Origin of the sequence: Flavobacterium sp. KACC 22758, from assembly GCF_028736135.1 — a bacterium.
GTDB lineage: Bacteria > Bacteroidota > Bacteroidia > Flavobacteriales > Flavobacteriaceae > Flavobacterium > Flavobacterium johnsoniae.
Map to the genome: position 1 here is coordinate 5605800 of NZ_CP117878.1, position 17147 is coordinate 5622946.

General features: G+C 32.5%; 12 protein-coding genes. 3 read left to right on the forward strand and 9 right to left on the reverse strand.

Annotated features, from left to right (window positions below):
- The first annotated feature begins 116 nt into the window (after positions 1 to 116).
- The gene (locus tag PQ462_RS23875; RefSeq protein ID WP_274251880.1) at positions 117 to 614 is read left to right on the forward strand and encodes a hypothetical protein; all 498 of its coding nucleotides are present in this window, start codon (positions 117 to 119) and stop codon (positions 612 to 614) included.
- 5 nt (positions 615 to 619) lie between these two features.
- On the opposite strand, the gene dprA is transcribed toward PQ462_RS23875, so the two are convergent.
- On the reverse strand, positions 620 to 1720 hold the full coding sequence (dprA, locus tag PQ462_RS23880; protein ID WP_274251881.1) for a DNA-processing protein DprA: 1101 nt from the start codon (positions 1718 to 1720) through the stop codon (positions 620 to 622).
- Between the two features lie 238 nt (positions 1721 to 1958).
- On the opposite strand from dprA, the gene PQ462_RS23885 reads away from it, so the two are divergent.
- Positions 1959 to 2918 carry an SPOR domain-containing protein gene (locus PQ462_RS23885; RefSeq protein WP_274251882.1) on the forward strand — a complete coding sequence of 320 codons (960 nt, stop codon included), beginning with the start codon at positions 1959 to 1961 and terminating at the stop codon, positions 2916 to 2918.
- A gap of 43 nt (positions 2919 to 2961) precedes the next feature.
- Here the strand turns inward: PQ462_RS23885 and PQ462_RS23890 are convergent, their stop codons facing one another.
- The 8 genes from PQ462_RS23890 to PQ462_RS23925 all read right to left on the reverse strand — a co-directional run bounded on the left by PQ462_RS23890 (position 2962) and on the right by PQ462_RS23925 (position 15385).
- Positions 2962 to 3720: a hypothetical protein gene (locus tag PQ462_RS23890; protein ID WP_274251883.1), complete on the reverse strand. Its 759-nt coding sequence runs from the start codon at positions 3718 to 3720 to the stop codon at positions 2962 to 2964.
- Between the two features lie 174 nt (positions 3721 to 3894).
- On the reverse strand, positions 3895 to 6174 hold the full coding sequence (locus PQ462_RS23895) for a helix-turn-helix domain-containing protein (RefSeq protein ID WP_274251884.1): 2280 nt from the start codon (positions 6172 to 6174) through the stop codon (positions 3895 to 3897).
- Between the two features lie 108 nt (positions 6175 to 6282).
- A complete protein-coding gene (locus PQ462_RS23900; RefSeq protein WP_274251885.1) occupies positions 6283 to 6861 on the reverse strand; it encodes an OmpH family outer membrane protein in 579 nt (192 codons plus the stop codon).
- Positions 6862 to 7532: 671 nt separating this feature from the next.
- Positions 7533 to 8381, reverse strand: coding sequence for a class I SAM-dependent methyltransferase (locus tag PQ462_RS23905; RefSeq protein WP_274251886.1), 849 nt, complete (start codon positions 8379 to 8381; stop codon positions 7533 to 7535).
- Between the two features lie 81 nt (positions 8382 to 8462).
- Positions 8463 to 8930 (reverse strand): hypothetical protein, encoded by a 468-nt coding sequence (locus PQ462_RS23910; RefSeq protein WP_274251887.1) that lies wholly within the window; start codon positions 8928 to 8930, stop codon positions 8463 to 8465.
- Between the two features lie 106 nt (positions 8931 to 9036).
- On the reverse strand, positions 9037 to 10908 hold the full coding sequence (mnmG, locus tag PQ462_RS23915; protein WP_012023089.1) for a tRNA uridine-5-carboxymethylaminomethyl(34) synthesis enzyme MnmG: 1872 nt from the start codon (positions 10906 to 10908) through the stop codon (positions 9037 to 9039).
- Positions 10909 to 11576: 668 nt separating this feature from the next.
- Positions 11577 to 11996, reverse strand: coding sequence for an rRNA maturation RNase YbeY (ybeY, locus tag PQ462_RS23920; RefSeq protein WP_274251888.1), 420 nt, complete (start codon positions 11994 to 11996; stop codon positions 11577 to 11579).
- Positions 11993 to 15385 carry a DUF4175 family protein gene (locus PQ462_RS23925; RefSeq protein WP_274251889.1) on the reverse strand — a complete coding sequence of 1131 codons (3393 nt, stop codon included), beginning with the start codon at positions 15383 to 15385 and terminating at the stop codon, positions 11993 to 11995. Before PQ462_RS23925 ends, ybeY begins: the two co-directional genes overlap by 4 nt.
- A 164-nt stretch (positions 15386 to 15549) precedes the next feature.
- Between PQ462_RS23925 and gltX the strand changes: the two genes are divergently transcribed.
- Complete coding sequence (gene gltX / locus PQ462_RS23930) at positions 15550 to 17055, forward strand: glutamate--tRNA ligase (protein ID WP_274251890.1); 1506 nt, start codon at positions 15550 to 15552, stop codon at positions 17053 to 17055.
- Positions 17056 to 17147: the final 92 nt, after the last annotated feature.

Genomic DNA, 17147 nt, shown 5'->3' on the forward strand with positions numbered 1-17147 from the left:
TTAATTTATTAATTTGTTTTATTAACTGTATCATAATAAGTTATTTTATCAAACATTTAATTGAAAATCCCTCATCAAAAATTAAAAATTATATACTAAAAATTAAGTCTTAAAACATGAAAGCAGCCATTACAATTTTATTACTATTTTTTTCTTTAAACTTAATTTCTGCACAACAAACATCAAAAGATAAGCAGGAAATACATCAACTGTTAAACAGTTTTATGCAAAGTATTGTAAAAAAGGATTCTGTAACTTTTAATAGTTTATTTTTTGAAGGAAACGTTAACTGGATTGGTGTAATTAAAGAAAAAAGTCAGGCCAAAACAATCGAAGATAATCCATCAATCGTAAAAAATTATTTTACAAGCACTTATACTTCATTTATACAAAGTATTCTACAAGACAAAAAAAGCGAGGAAAAGTTCGAAAACATAGTAATTCATAATGATAATGTCATTGCCAGCGTAACATTTGATTACAGTTTTTGGTCTGAAGATTCGATGACAAATTGGGGTAATGAATATTGGCAGCTAGTCAAAATTAATGGAAAATGGAAGATTTCGAGTGTTCTTTTTTCTATTGAAATTTCAAAATATTATCCAAAATCTTAATTCTTTTAAACAACCTCAAACATTTTTCCAGGCAAAGGTCTTATAATTCCTTTCAGTTCCATATTTAAAAGAGTTCCGGAGATTTTAAAAATGGGCAAATCGCATTCCAAAGCGATAATATCTAGAAGTTCTTTTCCATTTTTTAAAAGAAAATCATAAATCTTTTGTTCGTCAGGATTGAGATCGATAAACAATTGTTGTTGAATCACTTTGGGTTTCTTTTCTAAGTCCCAGTTCAAAACATAAATCAAATCTGCAGCACTAGTTAAAACATTGGCTTTTTGAGTTTTAATTAAATCATTGCAACCTTGGCTGTATCTATCTGTTACTCTGCCTGGAACTGCAAAAACATCCCGATTATAATCATTTGCTAAATTGGCAGTTATGAGCGATCCGCCTTTATCTGCAGATTCTATAACAATTGTTGCTTCGCTGATGCCGGCCACAATACGATTTCTTTTCACGAAATTTTCTTTATCAGGATTTGATGAACTCCAAAACTCTGTTATAAAACCGCCGTTTTCTTCCATTTTCGCCATATACTTTTTATGCGTTCTTGGATAAACCTGATTTAACCCATGTGCCAGAACACCAATAGTCTGCAAATTATAATCCATAGCAAACTGATGCGCAACAATATCAACCCCATAAGCAAAACCGCTTACAATTACCGGATCTAGCGGTATCAAATCTTCTATAAGTTTTCGGCAGCATTCTGTTCCATAAGATGTTATCTGCCGCGTACCGACAATACTTATAATTTTTTTGTTTTTTAGATTTATGTTACCGCCCGAAAAAAGTAAAATAGGAGAATCTAAACAATGTTTTAACCGATCTGGATAATTTTCTTCCTGAAAATAAGAAACCGTAATATTGTTTTTTCTTATAAACTCAAGTTCTTGATTCGCTTTCTCAAAAATACTTTTGTCTTTCAGGTTTTTTAATAAAGCCGAACCAACTCCATCTATAGCAGCAAGTTGATTTGTTTTGGTTTTAAAAACATCTTCAGCTTTACTGCAATTTACCAGCAATTTTTTCGCCATTATATCTCCAACTCCATCTACTTTGAGTAAGGCTAATAAATAAAATAATTCCTGATCTGACATCTCTTTAAAATATTATGTAAAATAGAGCTAAAAACTAAACTCAAAAACTATTGCAAATATGATAAAAACAAAGTAATTTCTTAATAAAAATAACATTTTATAATAAACAAAATTTAATATTGCTGATAACCTAAATGTTAAAATACTGAAAATAAATTGTCTATAAAAAAATCTCAATTGTTAATAAAAATTGTGAATAAAATTTTGATAACTATATTCATTACTTAACTTTGTTACTATGAAAATCGAAACTTACATCGCGCAGTTATTGTATCGTTATCAGTGTGTAACGGTGCCTGGATTTGGAGCATTTTTAACCGAAATTCAATCGGCTCAACTGAATGAAAGCACAAATTCGTTTTTTCCACCCAAAAAAACAGTCTTTTTCAACAGCCGTCTAAAAAACAACGACGGATTATTGGCAAATCATGTTGCTCAGGCAGAGAATATATCTTACGGAGCAGCGGTAAATGGTATTGCTTATGAAGTACAAAACTGGAGACAAACTCTTGAAGAAAACGGCGTTATAAGTCTTAAAAATATTGGAGATCTTCGTCTTAATTCTGAAAGCAATATCATATTTACACCAAATGAGCAAATAAACTATCTGGCAACATCTTTTGGATTGAGCCCGTTTGTTTCTCCATTGGTTAAAAAGGAAATCTTTGAGAAAACAATCGAGCAAATTTCAGAAAAAGAACCAATTTCTTTATATGAAAATGAAGAAGTTAGATCTTCAAGACCATTCTTAAGATATGCTGCAATATTTGTTCTTGGACTTGGAATAACTGGAAGTATAGGATATCCATTATACCAAAATCAAATTGCTGCTCAAACCCTTGTGGTAGAAGGAAATGTTCAGAAAAAAGTTCAGAACAAAATTCAGGAAGCAACTTTTGTTATTCAAAACCCGCTGCCAGCAGTAACATTAGTAGATTCTGCAAAAGTAGAAACTGCCGAAAAATTAATGCCGTATCACATTATGGCTGGCGCATTTAGAAGCGAAGCTAATGCAAGAAAAGCTTATAACCAGTTAATTAAAGATGGATACAGCGCCAGAATGCTTGGTGAAAACAAACACGGTTTATTTCCGGTTTTATACGGAAGTTACGCTACAATGGCCGAAGCTGAAAAAGCGCAAAAAGAAATTCAAAAAGGTGAAAATCCAGATGCCTGGATTCTCGTTGAAAATCTATAAAAATCTTAAAATCCTATTCTTTACGAATAGGATTTTTTTATGTTTAACGTGGAACAATTTTGGCATCCTGATTCAAAATTTCTTTTCCGTTTTGTGTAATAACCAATCTTGCCGGAGGCGAATTTTTTTCTCCCAAAACTATGATATAGCATACATAAACATAGTTTCCTTTTTTAAATTCAATATAATGGTTTCCTCCTGTTCCATCCTGAACCCATTTACCGTTAGTTATAATCAAATCTGGTTTTTCAGTCATTTTTTGTTTGATAGACCATGAAGCATAACGAAAGTTATTATTGCCTAAATCATCAATTCTAATTCTGAATTTTGACGTTTCTAAAACATAAACTGGTTCTTTAAATTTAGATATAGACGCATGTACTTTAGTTTTCTCAGAACCTATCAGTTTATTTTTCAAATCGCTTTCAAATTTGGATTGATAATTAATGCTAATTAAACTACCTTCTTCATCAAACCAAATTGTTCCCTGATTTAGCATAATACCGCGCCATCCCATTTCTGTCCAGTCTTTATCGGCTTTAGACGATGTTATTTCTTTCTTCAAAGCGGCATCAAAAATTTCTGAATATCTCTTAATAAATTCTGCTTTATTTTTGATTGATGGAATTGGAGTATCTCTTTTTAACGGATACGAAATTATCTTTGCAATTTCTTCTTTCTTGTCCCCTTTTACGTTGTCAATGAAAACCTGAATGAATTTTTGATATTCTTTTTTAAGTTCCTGACCCGAAATATTTGTGACAGAAAAAATAAGTAATGTAATGTATATAAGCTTTTTCATAATTTCTATTTTACATAATGTTTTTATAGTTAATTCTAAAATTTAGAATTATACAACAAGTTACAAAATCTTAACCAAGCCGCACAAAAATCAAAAATCAAAAATCAAAAATCAAAAATCAAAAATCAAAAATCAAAAATCAAAAATCAAAAATCTAAAATCTAAAATCTAAAATCAGTTAATGCTGGCTTTAAACATCTTAAGTTCATCCCAGGTAAATTCTTCACCGTATTTTTCCTTTAACGGACTTAAGGATTCTTCATCGTAAAACTGAAATGCTTCACGTAAAGCAAGGATTTTATCATACGGAAGCACATCTGAAACGTCTACTTTCTTCGCCTGAATAAGTTTTATTAAATGCGATTCGACAGTTTGAACAGTCAGTTTTCTAATGCGTGCAATATCTTCTACAGAGTTTTTTTGCAGCCAGAGTTCGTGAGTCTCTTCGACAGTGGTCTTTTTTGGTCCGTTTTCGGCTGTTTCATCCACTTTTTTAGAAGAATAACGTATAACAGGCTCATCGACCTGAAACATGTCTGTATTCGCCATTTTATAGTCTTCCTTGATTTTCGAAATTTTATCTGTTTTATAATTTTTAATGGCCGGCGATGTTAAACTTTCCTTACTGATTGTTTCACGGGAAACCACAATATCAACCAGCAGTCTGGCTTTCATTAAACGCAAAACGGCTTTTGTCTGTAAATCGTCCAGCAGAGCTAATTCTTCATAAAACTCTTTTACCTTTTTAAATTTCTGGATTTCAGCCATTTTACTCAAAAGATCCGAAACCAATTTATCCATTGGTTTAAAAAAGTAATCGTAAGCAGCCACTACCCTTTCCTGAACAAACTTTAAATCAACAGTTTCTTTGCTGAAAATTTTATTGAGCTGCTGAATGAATTTCTGTGAAGGATCTGCCAATGCTTCAATCGTATCCATGCGTTTGTGTGCCCAGGCCGAATGTTTTGATTTTTCTGAAGCGACAGCATTTTCATTATAACTAAAACGGTGATTTCTCCATTCTTGAGCTAAATCTGTCCAGTTAAAACTGTTTATCAAATAGTTATGAATAAAATTCTTGGTTTCAAAATGAAGTGAATTTTTCAAATCATCTTCTGTTGCTTTGTTCAAAGCATAATCCATTACGTCCTGATCGTTTGACAGACCGTTCATCTGCATCTTAGAAAGCAAAATAAGACCGTTTAAGGAAGTTAAACGCGAAAGTGCTACATAGGCCTGCCCAGGAAGAAAAACTTGCGATACATCGAGCGCAGCTTTCTCAAAAGTTAAACCCTGGCTTTTGTGAACCGTAATGGCCCAGGCCAATTTGATTGGATAATGGGCAAATGTTCCCAGAACTTCTTCTTCGATTTCCTTTGTCAGTTCGTTGACTTTGTAGCGAATGTTTTTCCATTCGTATTTTTCAACTTCAATAGTTTTGTTTTCTTCTGGAAAATGAACAAAGATTTCTTCTGCCGAGAGTGATTTTATAACGCCCATTTTTCCATTAAAATAACGTTTTTCAAAAGATAAATCATTCTTGACAAACATTACCTGAGCACCCACTTTAAGTTTTAGATTTTCTTCTACAGGAAAAATTTTCTCCGGAAAATCGCCCACTACAAATGGCTGATAAGCAAATTCATTTCCTGCTAAATCATTGATAGCCTGTTCATTTATAGCATCAGCTTTTGCATTGTGCGTTGTAAGGGTTATATAGCCCGGATTCATTTTTAAGTCGAAATCCGGCTGTACATATTGGTTTAAAACCTCAATATCCTGAGTTGTGATTTGATTGTTTCGCAGATTGTTTAAAACCGAAATAAAAACATCGTCGCTCTGGCGGTAAATCTTGGATAATTCGATATACAAAGGCGGATTTTGCTGAATTACATGTGAATGAAAAAAGAATTTGCCTTTGTAAAAATTGCGCAGAGTACGCCATTCTTCATCCCGAATTACGGGCGGCAGCTGCAATAAATCACCTATAAAAAGCACCTGAACACCTCCAAAAGCTCGCGTATTTCTTCGGACTGTCTGCATCATAAAATCGATAGCATCCAGTAAATCAGCACGAAGCATGCTGACTTCATCAATAATCAGCAGTTCCATATTTCGAATTACATTTCGCTTTACATTGTTCATTTTAAAATGTCTGCGAAGTGATTCTTTATTCTCAAATTTTACGGTTTCTGTAAACTGGGAACTTTCTTCATACGAAGGAATAAATGCTGAAAAAGGCAGCTGAAACATCGAATGAATTGTTACACCGCCTGCATTTAAAGCTGCAATCCCGGTAGGCGCGACAACTACAGTGTTTTTGTGCGTTGTTGCTATAATTTCACGCAATAAAGTCGTTTTTCCTGTACCGGCTTTACCTGTCAGGAAGATTGATTTTTGTGTTTGATTGATAAATTGTAAAGTGTAAGCTGCAGCTTCAGAAACGTTTTGCATTAGACCGGTATTAAACGTCAAAATTATCGCATTTTTATAAAAGAAAAAAACCTAAATCCGGTGTGGATTTAGGTTTTTCAATTTTAGTTTTAGTTAGTTTGGCAGTTCTTATTTTTTAGCTTCTTCTTTTTTAGCTGGAGCTTTTTCTTCAGCTTTTGGAGACGCTTTGTATTTGTCGTTTAAAGCTTTAACTACTTCTTTTGTAATATCATACTTTTCTTCAGCATACAAAACTGTAGCTGCATCACCTGTTCCGTAGATATAAGAATATCCGTTTTTCTTACCGTATTCTTTGATGAATTTTTTAACTCCGCTTACAAGAGAATCCATTTCAACACCGCTTTCCTGCTGTAATTGCTGAGATAATGCTTGTTGAGCATATCCTAATTGCTGCTCTCTTTTTTGCAATTCTGCACCTCTTTGCTGCGCCCATTGCTGGCCATTTGCCTGTGCCTGACTTTGAAAATTAGCAGCGTCTTGTTTAAAGCGGGAAATTTCAGCTTGTAATTGTCTTCCTTTTTCTTCTGCCTGAGCTTTGTATTTAGCTTCAAGGTCTTTTGCTTCAGTGTACTCTTTCATCAAAACTGAAGTATCTATGTAAGCTGTTTTTACTTCCTTAACTTCTGTTGCTTTATTACACGAAACAACTAAAATTGAAAGTGCGATAATTGCTAATGCTTTTTTCATTTTCTAAATTTCTATTTTTTTATTGGTATGAAAGACAAAAATATAAAAAAATAAATAGGATCGACAGAAAGTTTAAAAAATGCTCGAATTTTAGCATATTAGTTTTCTTTATGGTACATTTTTATTCTATAAAATATCATTATTAAAAGTGACTTCTATAGCTTTCTTTAGAGCTATTTTCTAAAAAAAGACAACATAAACCCTCGATTTTACCAAGAAAAAGCCTCAAATGCGCTTATTTTACGTTTTGATGCTTTTTCAGCTCGTAAATTCTGAAACAAAAACTTTTTGAACCTCGTTGTTAAATTTCATTTCTAAAAATCAACAAAAACAAGAAATCAAGTTCATTTTTAAAAAAGTCATGAAATTTCTCTTTTGATACTTTTTGAAATTTTCATTTTTGAAAATCCAAAAAGCAAAATCCAAAAACAAAAAAATTTTGTTTTTTCATCTCGTTAAAGTCAAAAATTAAAAATTGAAAAAATCAAGAAAAAAATAGAAAAACTGCCCTAATTTAAGGTATTAGTTTTCTTTATGGATCAAAAAAAAGCTATAAAATATCACTATTAAAAGTGACTTTCATAGCTTTTATTAGAGCCTTTTTCTAAAAAAAGACAACACAAACCCTCAACTTACGAGAGAAAGTGCCTTAAATGCGCTTATTTCGCGTTTTAGCTGTTTTTTAGCACGTAAATGTGAGATGAATACTCTTTTGTACTTGATGCTTTTAAATTTGATCTTAAACCAATAAAAAATGCACGGACAAAATTCATTTTTCCTGTTTTGTATTTTTCAGAAAGCAGACTCACATAAAATGAATCAAATTTCATTGGAAGTACTTTTTCTAATTTCATATCGACTTTTTCGAAAAGTGATTTTATCGCTTTTTTTGAAAAATGCCAAAAATGAATTGGCACATCAAAAGCTGCCCAAAATTCTCCGTAATGTTTTGCGTCGAAAGATTTAAAATTTGGAACCGCAACAATTAATGTTCCAGTTGGTTTTAACAAACGCTTCAATTCCTGAATTTGAAGTTCTAAATTTGGAACGTGTTCCAAAACGTGCCACATGGTAATTACGTCAAAAGAATTATTTTCTAAAGAAGCTGTTTCTTCTGCAAACGAAATTCCTTTTTGCTTTGCAATATTTTTTGCCCGGTCGCTCGGTTCAATTCCGATTACGTTCCATCCGTCATTTTTTGCCGTTAATAAAAAATCTCCGGTTCCGGCTCCAATGTCTAAAATTTTTCCTTTTTGAGATTGTTCTGAATTTATCAAATTCAGTTTATTTTTTAAAGCGATACTTTTTACAAAATGATATGCTTTTTCAAAAACAGAACGTTTGTTATCTGTATGAGAAATGTAATCTTCACTTTCGTAATATCTTCCTAAATTTTCTAAATCCGGCTGCGGAGAAGTAATCAGCATATCCAGATTTTCATCATAGTACAAATCGAAAATTTCTTTTGAAACAGAATGGTCTTTTACAGTAAGAAAATGTTTTTTGTTTAAAACGTCCATTTTTTAATTCTTGGTATTTTTTGGTTTAATTCATGAGAAATGCTAAAAATGAAAAAATCACTTTTAGCATATTTTTTATTTCTATTTTTTGTTTGTCCAATTTATTTTAACTGCTTTAATTTTTTCATTTTCGATTCTTGTATTTTGATAAACACTAAAACCGTTTTTGATATAAAATAACAAAGGCGATTTATAAGCTTCGCCATTTTGCATTATATCATTTTCATGATCGATAACCCAGCCATTCAAATTGAAATTATTTCTTTTTAATTCTTCAATCAATTTTGTTCCGTTTCCTTTTCCCTGAATTTTATTATTTATCATTATCGAAAACCAAACTTCCTGATCTCGAAAAAAAGTAAAAGCCCAGCCTCCTATTTGATTTTCGTCTTTCAGCAAATAATGTTTTGCTTGGATCAAACTATCCAAATACAAATCAAATTCTTCAAATGCTGCATGACCAAACTGAAACGGAAATGCATTGTTACGAAGATGCATTAAAACCTTTTTTTCTTCTAATGATAAATTTTCTATTCTAACAACTCTCATTAAAATTGAATTCAATGTTTCACGTGGAACAAAATTTAGTATTCAGTCTCGGTTTTCAGTCACAGTTAAAAATACTAAAAACCGAAAACCGAGACTGAATACTTTTCTATCTTCCCATATAAATCAAAAGCACGGAAATATCACTTGGTGATACACCGCTGATTCTTGATGCCTGAGAAATTGTAACAGGTCGGATTTTGCTTAATTTTTGTTTTGCTTCAATCGACATTGATTTGATTTTATTGTAATCGAAATTCTCTGGAATTTTTACTTCTTCTAAACGATTTAGTTTATCAGCATTATTTCTTTCTTTTTCGATATAACCAGAATACTTAACTTGAATTACGGCTTGCTCAACAATTTCTTCATCCAGATTATTTTCTTTGATATAAGAATCCACTTTTTCAAATTTAAGCATATCCTCTAATTCAATCTGCGGACGAGAAAAAACTTTAAACATTTTATCGCCTTGTGAAATTGGTGCCGATTCTTTTTCAATTAAAATTGGATTTGTTTCTGCAACCGTTACACTTGTTTCTTTAAAGAAGGCAACCATCTTTTCAGACTCGTTAAGTTTATGCTCCATTCTTCTCATTCGATCTTCAGAAGCTAAACCAATTTCGAACGACATTGGCGTCAATCTGAAATCGGCATTATCTTGTCGCAGCAAAGTTCTGTATTCTGCTCTTGATGTAAACATACGATAAGGTTCTTCTGTTCCTTTCGTAATTAAGTCGTCGATCAAAACTCCAATATACGCTTCGTCACGTTTTAAAATTAACGGCGCTTTTTCATGTACTTTTAAATGCGCATTAATTCCGGCCATCAAACCTTGCGAAGCTGCTTCTTCATATCCTGTCGTTCCATTAATTTGTCCGGCAAAATATAAACCTTCAACCAACTTGGTTTCCAAAGTATGTTTCAATTGTGTCGGCGGGAAATAATCATATTCGATTGCATAACCCGGACGGAAGAATTTCACATTTTCAAAACCGGCAACAGAGCGCAAAGCTTTAAACTGAATATCCTCCGGAAGCGAAGTTGAAAATCCGTTTACATAAACTTCGCAAGTATTCCATCCTTCTGGTTCAACAAAAAGCTGGTGACGTTCTTTATCTGCAAAACGATTAATCTTATCTTCAATCGAAGGACAATATCTCGGACCTAAACTTTTTATTCTTCCGTTGAACATTGGTGAACGATCAAAACCTTCTCTCAAAATATCATGCACATTCAGCGATGTGTATGTCATGTAACAAGAACGTTGTTGCGTTAAAGGTTTAGTCAAATCAGAATATGAAAACTTATCTGGTTTTGCATCTCCTTTTTCTTCATTCATTTTAGAATAATCCAAAGAACGTCCATCAACTCGTGGCGGCGTTCCTGTTTTCATCCTTCCAGCTTCAAATCCGGCTTTCACTAAATCTTCGGTAATTCCGGTTGCAGCACTCTCGCCTGCTCTTCCTCCTCCAAATTGTTTTTCTCCAATATGAATTAATCCGTTCAAAAAAGTTCCGTTTGTCAACACAACCGATTTGGATCGAATCTCAACTCCAAGCGACGTTCTGATTCCTTTTATCTTTCCATTCTCGATTATCAAACCTTTTACCATCTCCTGGTAAAAATCTAAATTTGGAGTTCCCTCCAACATCATTCTCCATTCTTCTGCAAAACGCATTCGATCACTTTGAACTCTTGGCGACCACATTGCTGGTCCTTTTGATTTGTTCAACATCTTAAACTGAATTGCAGTTCGATCTGAAACAATTCCGGAGTATCCACCAAGTGCATCGATCTCACGAACAATTTGTCCTTTTGCAATTCCTCCCATAGCAGGATTGCAAGACATCTGGGCAATGTTCTGCAAACTCATTGTAACCAACAAAGTTTTGGATCCTAAATTTGCGGCCGCTGCCGCGGCTTCAGATCCTGCATGACCAGCACCAACTACAATAACATCGTACTCTTCTAAAAACATTTTGTTTTATTATTCTCTGCAAACCGTTTAAGGCAGTTCTCAGAATTAACTTTATTTTCTTTTTGTTCCACGTGGAACGGTTATTCTTTTTATTTCAAGTTTCAGGTTTCAAGTTCCGAACGTTTTCGAAAGCACTTTCAATCCCTTTATAACTTCTTCTTCTTCAAAATCAAATCAAATCAAATCAAAGGAAAAGTGTAAAAAAAATAATCAATTTTGGTTCCACGTGGAACCAAAATAAAAACTTCTACACATAGATCCTCTGTTTTAAAAATTCTCGTTAAACCAAAGTTTTAAAATCCCGAAACGATTAAATTCCAAAAAAGCTCAAATATCAAACCTAAAAAATATTTCAGGTGGCACGAAATATCAGAATTCCTTTTTCAGCTTTGCGTTACACACGTATATCGATATATAAACTGTTTCACGTGGAACATCAATTTCTTCTCTTGAAAAAACTCAAACCTTAAAAATTATCTCCAACAACTGTCCCACGTGGAACAAATTGATATAAAAATTTAAACTATGAATCACTTTATATATGTTCCACGTGGAACTAAATCTTGACTCTTTTAAAAAATTTTTAAAGCGTTTCACGTGGAACATATAAAATATTTATAAAATATGTGTTTCACGTGAAACATACTTGATTCAATTTAGATGTTTAATTACTGTTCCACGTGAAACATTGCAATCTTTTCATCTTCTTTTAAACGCATAAGTTCTGCATCTGCATCACTTTTATCTTTGTATCCACAGTAATGTAATATACCGTGAGCAAGAACACGTTTCAATTCTTCTTCAAAAGAAACATTAAAATCTTTAGCGTTATCTTCTACTCTTTCAACAGATATAAATATATCTCCGCTTATTTCTTTACCAACTGTATAATCAAAACTGATAATATCAGTTAGTGTATCGTGGTTTAAATACTCTACATTTATCTTATGCAGGTATTCATCATCACAAAAAATATAATTTATTTCTCCCTCGTTCTTCTTTTCAGAAACAATAACAGCGCTCAACCAATCTGTAAAAGCTTGTTCGTTGTCTAAAGAAAATTCGGTTTCGTAATTAAAGTTTATCATTTTGTATTAAAATATTCTTGAACCTTTTGATTAAAATTCGAGCGCAAAGGTAGCGATTGTCTATTTAAAATTTCTACACTATTTAAATAATCAGTTAATGAGCTTGGTAGAGCATTTGATCGATTAGAAAATTCAGCCTTGTTTGTTTCAGATTGACGCTTTGTATCTTGACCTTGTTCCTGAACTGCATTGTTTAATTTTAATAGTTCTTGCTGAATATTTAAAATTCTCTGCAGGTTCTCATTCTTAAATCCTTTATTTAAAATCTGTTTTTCTGAAGCTTTCATTTGTTCTATTGCAGATCTTCCTTGAGCATCTAATCCTTTTTTAGCTAATTCTTTTTGTAAAGCTTCACGAAGTTTAACCTGCTCTTTATAAATCTCCATTATCTTTTCAGCATCTCCTTCTCCATCTTCGCCTTCATTTCCATCCTTTCCTTTTCCACCTTCTTTACTTCCTTGCCCATTTTTACCCTGACCATTTTTTCCTTCTTTACCATTTCCTTCTTTTCCTTGCCCGCTGTCTTGACCTTGTTTTCCTTCTCCACTTTTTCCCTGCTGACCACTTCCTGGTTTATCTCCGGGTTTCATTCCCTCTTTCATTTTATCAGCGAGACCTTTTTGTTTTTGAATAATATCTGGTAATTGCATCCCTTGTCCATCACCTGGTTTTGGTTTTCCAGTTCCTGGTTTAGACATTTGCATCTGCATATTATTTAAAAGATCACTTAAAAAATCCGCTAATTTGTTTGCAGATGAAACAGCATATTGTTGATGCGAAACTCCTTTTGGAATTTGAACATCGGTTAAAACTTCAATTGCTTTGTCCATATTATATTGTACGTTGCCAATTTCCTTCGTAACATCTTCTGCTATTTTTGGATTTCTAAGAGACATTGCAAACAAACTATCATCGACATGACGGAACTGTTGTTTTAAATTCTGCTGAATTTTTATGTTCTTTGTATACGCAGAAGAACCCAATTTCATCGATTTAAATTGTTTCATAACATCTTCCTGAGATAATGAAAAAGCTAAAAGGTTATCCAAAATTTGACGAAGCATAGCAACATCTTCTTCTAATTGTTCTTGCTCTCCGCCTTCCATACTTGAACTCATTTGCTCTGCCATAGACTTCATTTTCTTTGAAGCACTTTTTTGTTTTGGCTTAGCCGAAGAAGTATTCTTTTTATTTAATTCTTCCGATGCTTTATTCAAATCATTTTCTACATCTTTTTCTTTAGATGCATCTTTAGGAATATTCAAAGGAGATTTTAAACTATTGTTTTCGTCTTTCAAATCTTTAAGATCTTCTTTGATTTTATCAAATGATTTATTGATATCGTCCTGCTTCTCTTTTGTGTTTTCTGCATCTTTATTAGAAAGCTGTTCTTGTTTTTCGGCTAACTTATTTAACTTCTCTGCAACTTGCTCTGCTTTCTTTTCTACATAAAAACGTTTCGTTAATTCAACTAATTGTTCTAAATTACGAGATTGGTTTTTGCTGATTTGTTTGAACTTTTCCATCTTATCAAACAACTCATCGCTGTTTAATTTATCATTTAAGTTCTTTAACTCATCCATCAATTTTTGATTTTTCTCTAAATCTTTCTCGGCATTATCTAAACGCTTTTGTAAATCTTCGGCAGTTTTATCTTTCTTATCAGTATTGAATTTATCTAAATTCTTGTTCATTTTTTCAGCAAACTGCTTCATCATTTCGTCTTGCTGTTTTTGACGTTTGATAAAATCATTTACTTTTTGCTGATCTTTAAACTCTAAATTATCTTTTTCTTTTCCGGTATTTTTTAGTTTATCCATTTCAGAAAATTGCTTTTCCTGATTCTTTAATGATTTAGATAAACTATTAATGTTGGCATTTTGCTGTTGTAATTCTGCATCCTGAATTTCATCTGTTGTAGAAACACGATCTGAAAATGTAGAAGACTTTGTACTCTTAAATCCATGTAATGCATCGTTATCAAAAACTTCAAAATAGTATTCATAAGATACTCCTTCTTCTACTGCAAGATTACTCGGGAAGTTAAAAACAAACTGATCGAATACTGCCTGCTTTACTGGAATGGTTCCTCGTTTTGCAGTTTGCGGTTTGCCATGTTCATAATAAACAACTTGTAATTTTGATAAACCGTAGTCATCGCCTAATCTTCCTAAAACATAATTCTTATCTAATTTTAAACTATCCGGAGCTGGCGAAACAGTAATTGTTGGATGCTGATCTTTGATAACTGACAGCTGATAGTCTAATTTTTCGTAATTTTTAACCTTATTATTGGAAGTAAGAATTTGATATTCTGTATTTTGATTAATATTTTTAGCTAATTTAAACTCGTTTTCGGCCTTATTAAACTTCAAAATTGAGTTTTCATCTTTCCAAACTACCTCTTGAGTGGATTGGGTTTTCATTTTCCAGGTTACAATTGTCCCTTCTGGTACGATTGCATTTCCGGTTCCCTGAATCGTTTCTGATTTCTTTTTTAGGTAAGATGGAAAATTCAAAACCATTTCGAAGTTGGCAATTGATGGAACTGTAATAACTTTTAATTCATATTCATTTGATGAAACTGAATTTCCTTCAAATGAAAACTGAACATCTGTTGTTGGTTTTTCGATCTTGAATTCGAACTTTCCGGTTTGAGAAGATTCCATAAAATAGCTTTCGTTACCAATATGGATCATTACATTTTCTGGAACTACGTTTCCTTCTGTTTCTACTTTTACAATGAAATCTTTGTTTTGTTCTGTTTGAAGTTTGTCATTTAAAACCACAAATTTGAAAGGAGCCGGCGGTAAAAACGAAGCATTAAAGTGTACTACTCTATTAAAACTTTGGGAAATTATATTACTGTTTCCAGAAACAAAAAAGACTGCAAACAGTAAAACCGGAATCAAAGCCAAAGGTAAATACTTCTTGTTTGATTTGTAATTGATGGCATTTCCAAATGGAATTGGCTGTAATGAATTGGCTTTTTGTTCTATCGAAGCCAACATTAATTCTGAACTTTCTGCAGAATTTTCGTTTGAAGAAAGCTGTAAAAAGTTCGTCAGCTTATCACTTACTTCTGTAAAATGATTTCCAATAATAGCCGAAGCCTGATTATAATCGATTCCCTTTTGAAGTTTGAACAACTTAAAAATTGGAAACAAGATAAAACGAAACAACAGAAAAACTTCTACTGCAATAAATATCCAGAATAAAAGGGTTCGTCCTAATGGTTTAAGCCAAAGAAAATACTCAATAAAAAGTGTAAATAGAAAATATAAAAGTCCAAAACCAATAAAAAGAAGTCCTCCTTTTATCAATTCATTCATATAATATTTCTTTATAAATCCTTCTAACTTCTGATATATTGCAGATGATGTTTTCAAAATAAAATCTCTTTTAATTATAACCCATAAAAGTAGTAATTATAACGATAAGTCTGAAAGTCAAAAGTCGAAAGTCAAAAGTTTAGCACACAGCTAAAAACCTTTCAGACTTTCGACTTTTGGCTTTTGACTAATATCGTATCTTTGCATCAAAATTTATACAAATGTCAAAGCAAGTTCGAGTGCGTTTTGCACCAAGTCCGACTGGACCATTACATATTGGCGGAGTTCGTACTGCCCTATTTAATTATTTATTTGCAAAAAAACATAACGGTGTTTTTTATCTGAGAATTGAAGATACAGATCAGACACGTTTTGTTCCAGGTGCTGAAGCTTATATTATGGAAGCGCTGGAATGGTTAGGAATTTCTCCTGAAGAAACTGTTGGAAAAAATGAAAAATTTGGTCCGTACAGACAAAGTGATCGTAAAGATTTATACCAAAAATATGCAGATCAATTGATCAATTCAGGCTGGGCATATTATGCTTTTGATACTCCAGAAGCTTTGGATGCACATAGAAAACAACACGAAGCTGAAGGAAAAACATTTATTTACAATCATCACAACCGTGAAAAATTAGATACATCTTTAGTAATTTCTGCAGAAGAAACTGCTAAGAGAATTGCAAATGGAGAACATTATGTGATTCGTTTTAAAACTCCGGTTGATGAAACTTTACATTTAAAAGATATCATTCGTGGTGATGTTAAGTTTGAAACGAACTTACTTGATGATAAAGTTCTTTTTAAAAGTGATGGAATGCCAACGTATCATTTAGCCAATATTGTGGATGATCATTTGATGGAAACTTCACATGTAATTCGTGGTGAAGAATGGCTGCCATCGATGCCACTTCACGTTTTATTATACAGAGCTTTTGGCTGGGATGCTCCGGAATTTGCACATTTGCCTTTGATTTTGAAACCTGTTGGAAACGGAAAATTATCTAAAAGAGATGGCGATAAATTAGGATTTCCTGTGTTTCCATTAGAGTGGAAAACGGAAGAAGGCATTTCATCTGGTTACAGAGAGAAAGGATTTTTCCCGGAAGCAGTTGTAAATTTTCTTGCTTTGTTAGGATGGAATGATGGAACGGATAAAGAATTATTTTCTCTTGAAGAATTAGTTGAAGCTTTTGACTTAAACCGAGTTCATAAAGCAGGAGCAAAATTTGATCCTGAAAAAAACAAATGGTTCAATCACCAATATTTAATCAAACAAAATGATGCTGATTTAGCAAAAAGCTTCTCTCCTATTTTAGAAGAAAAAGGCTTCTCTACTCCGCTTGAAGTAACAACTCGTATTGTTTCTTTGATTAAAGAAAGAGCTCATTTCGTTTCTGAGTTTTGGGATTTAACTGATTTCTTTTTCCAAGCACCAGCATCTTATGATGAAAAAGCAAGTAAAAACTGGAAAGAAGAAACTCCAGCTTTAATGAAAGAATTGATTACGGTTCTTGAAAATATTGAAGATTTTACTTCTGCAAACATTGAAACTATTGTAAAAGATTGGTTAACTAAAAACGAAATTGGAATGGGTAAAGTAATGCAGCCTTTCCGTTTAAGTTTGGTTGGAGCTCTTAAAGGTCCTCACCTATTTGACATTGTAGAAATTATTGGAAAAGAAGAAACTATTTCGAGAATTCAGAAAGCAATTTCTGCTTTATAAAAATATTTTACCGTTAAGATATTAAGTTAATTAAGCATTTCTTGGTGGTAAAAAACAGAACTTAAAAGTTCATAAAGCTAAGCTTAATTCTC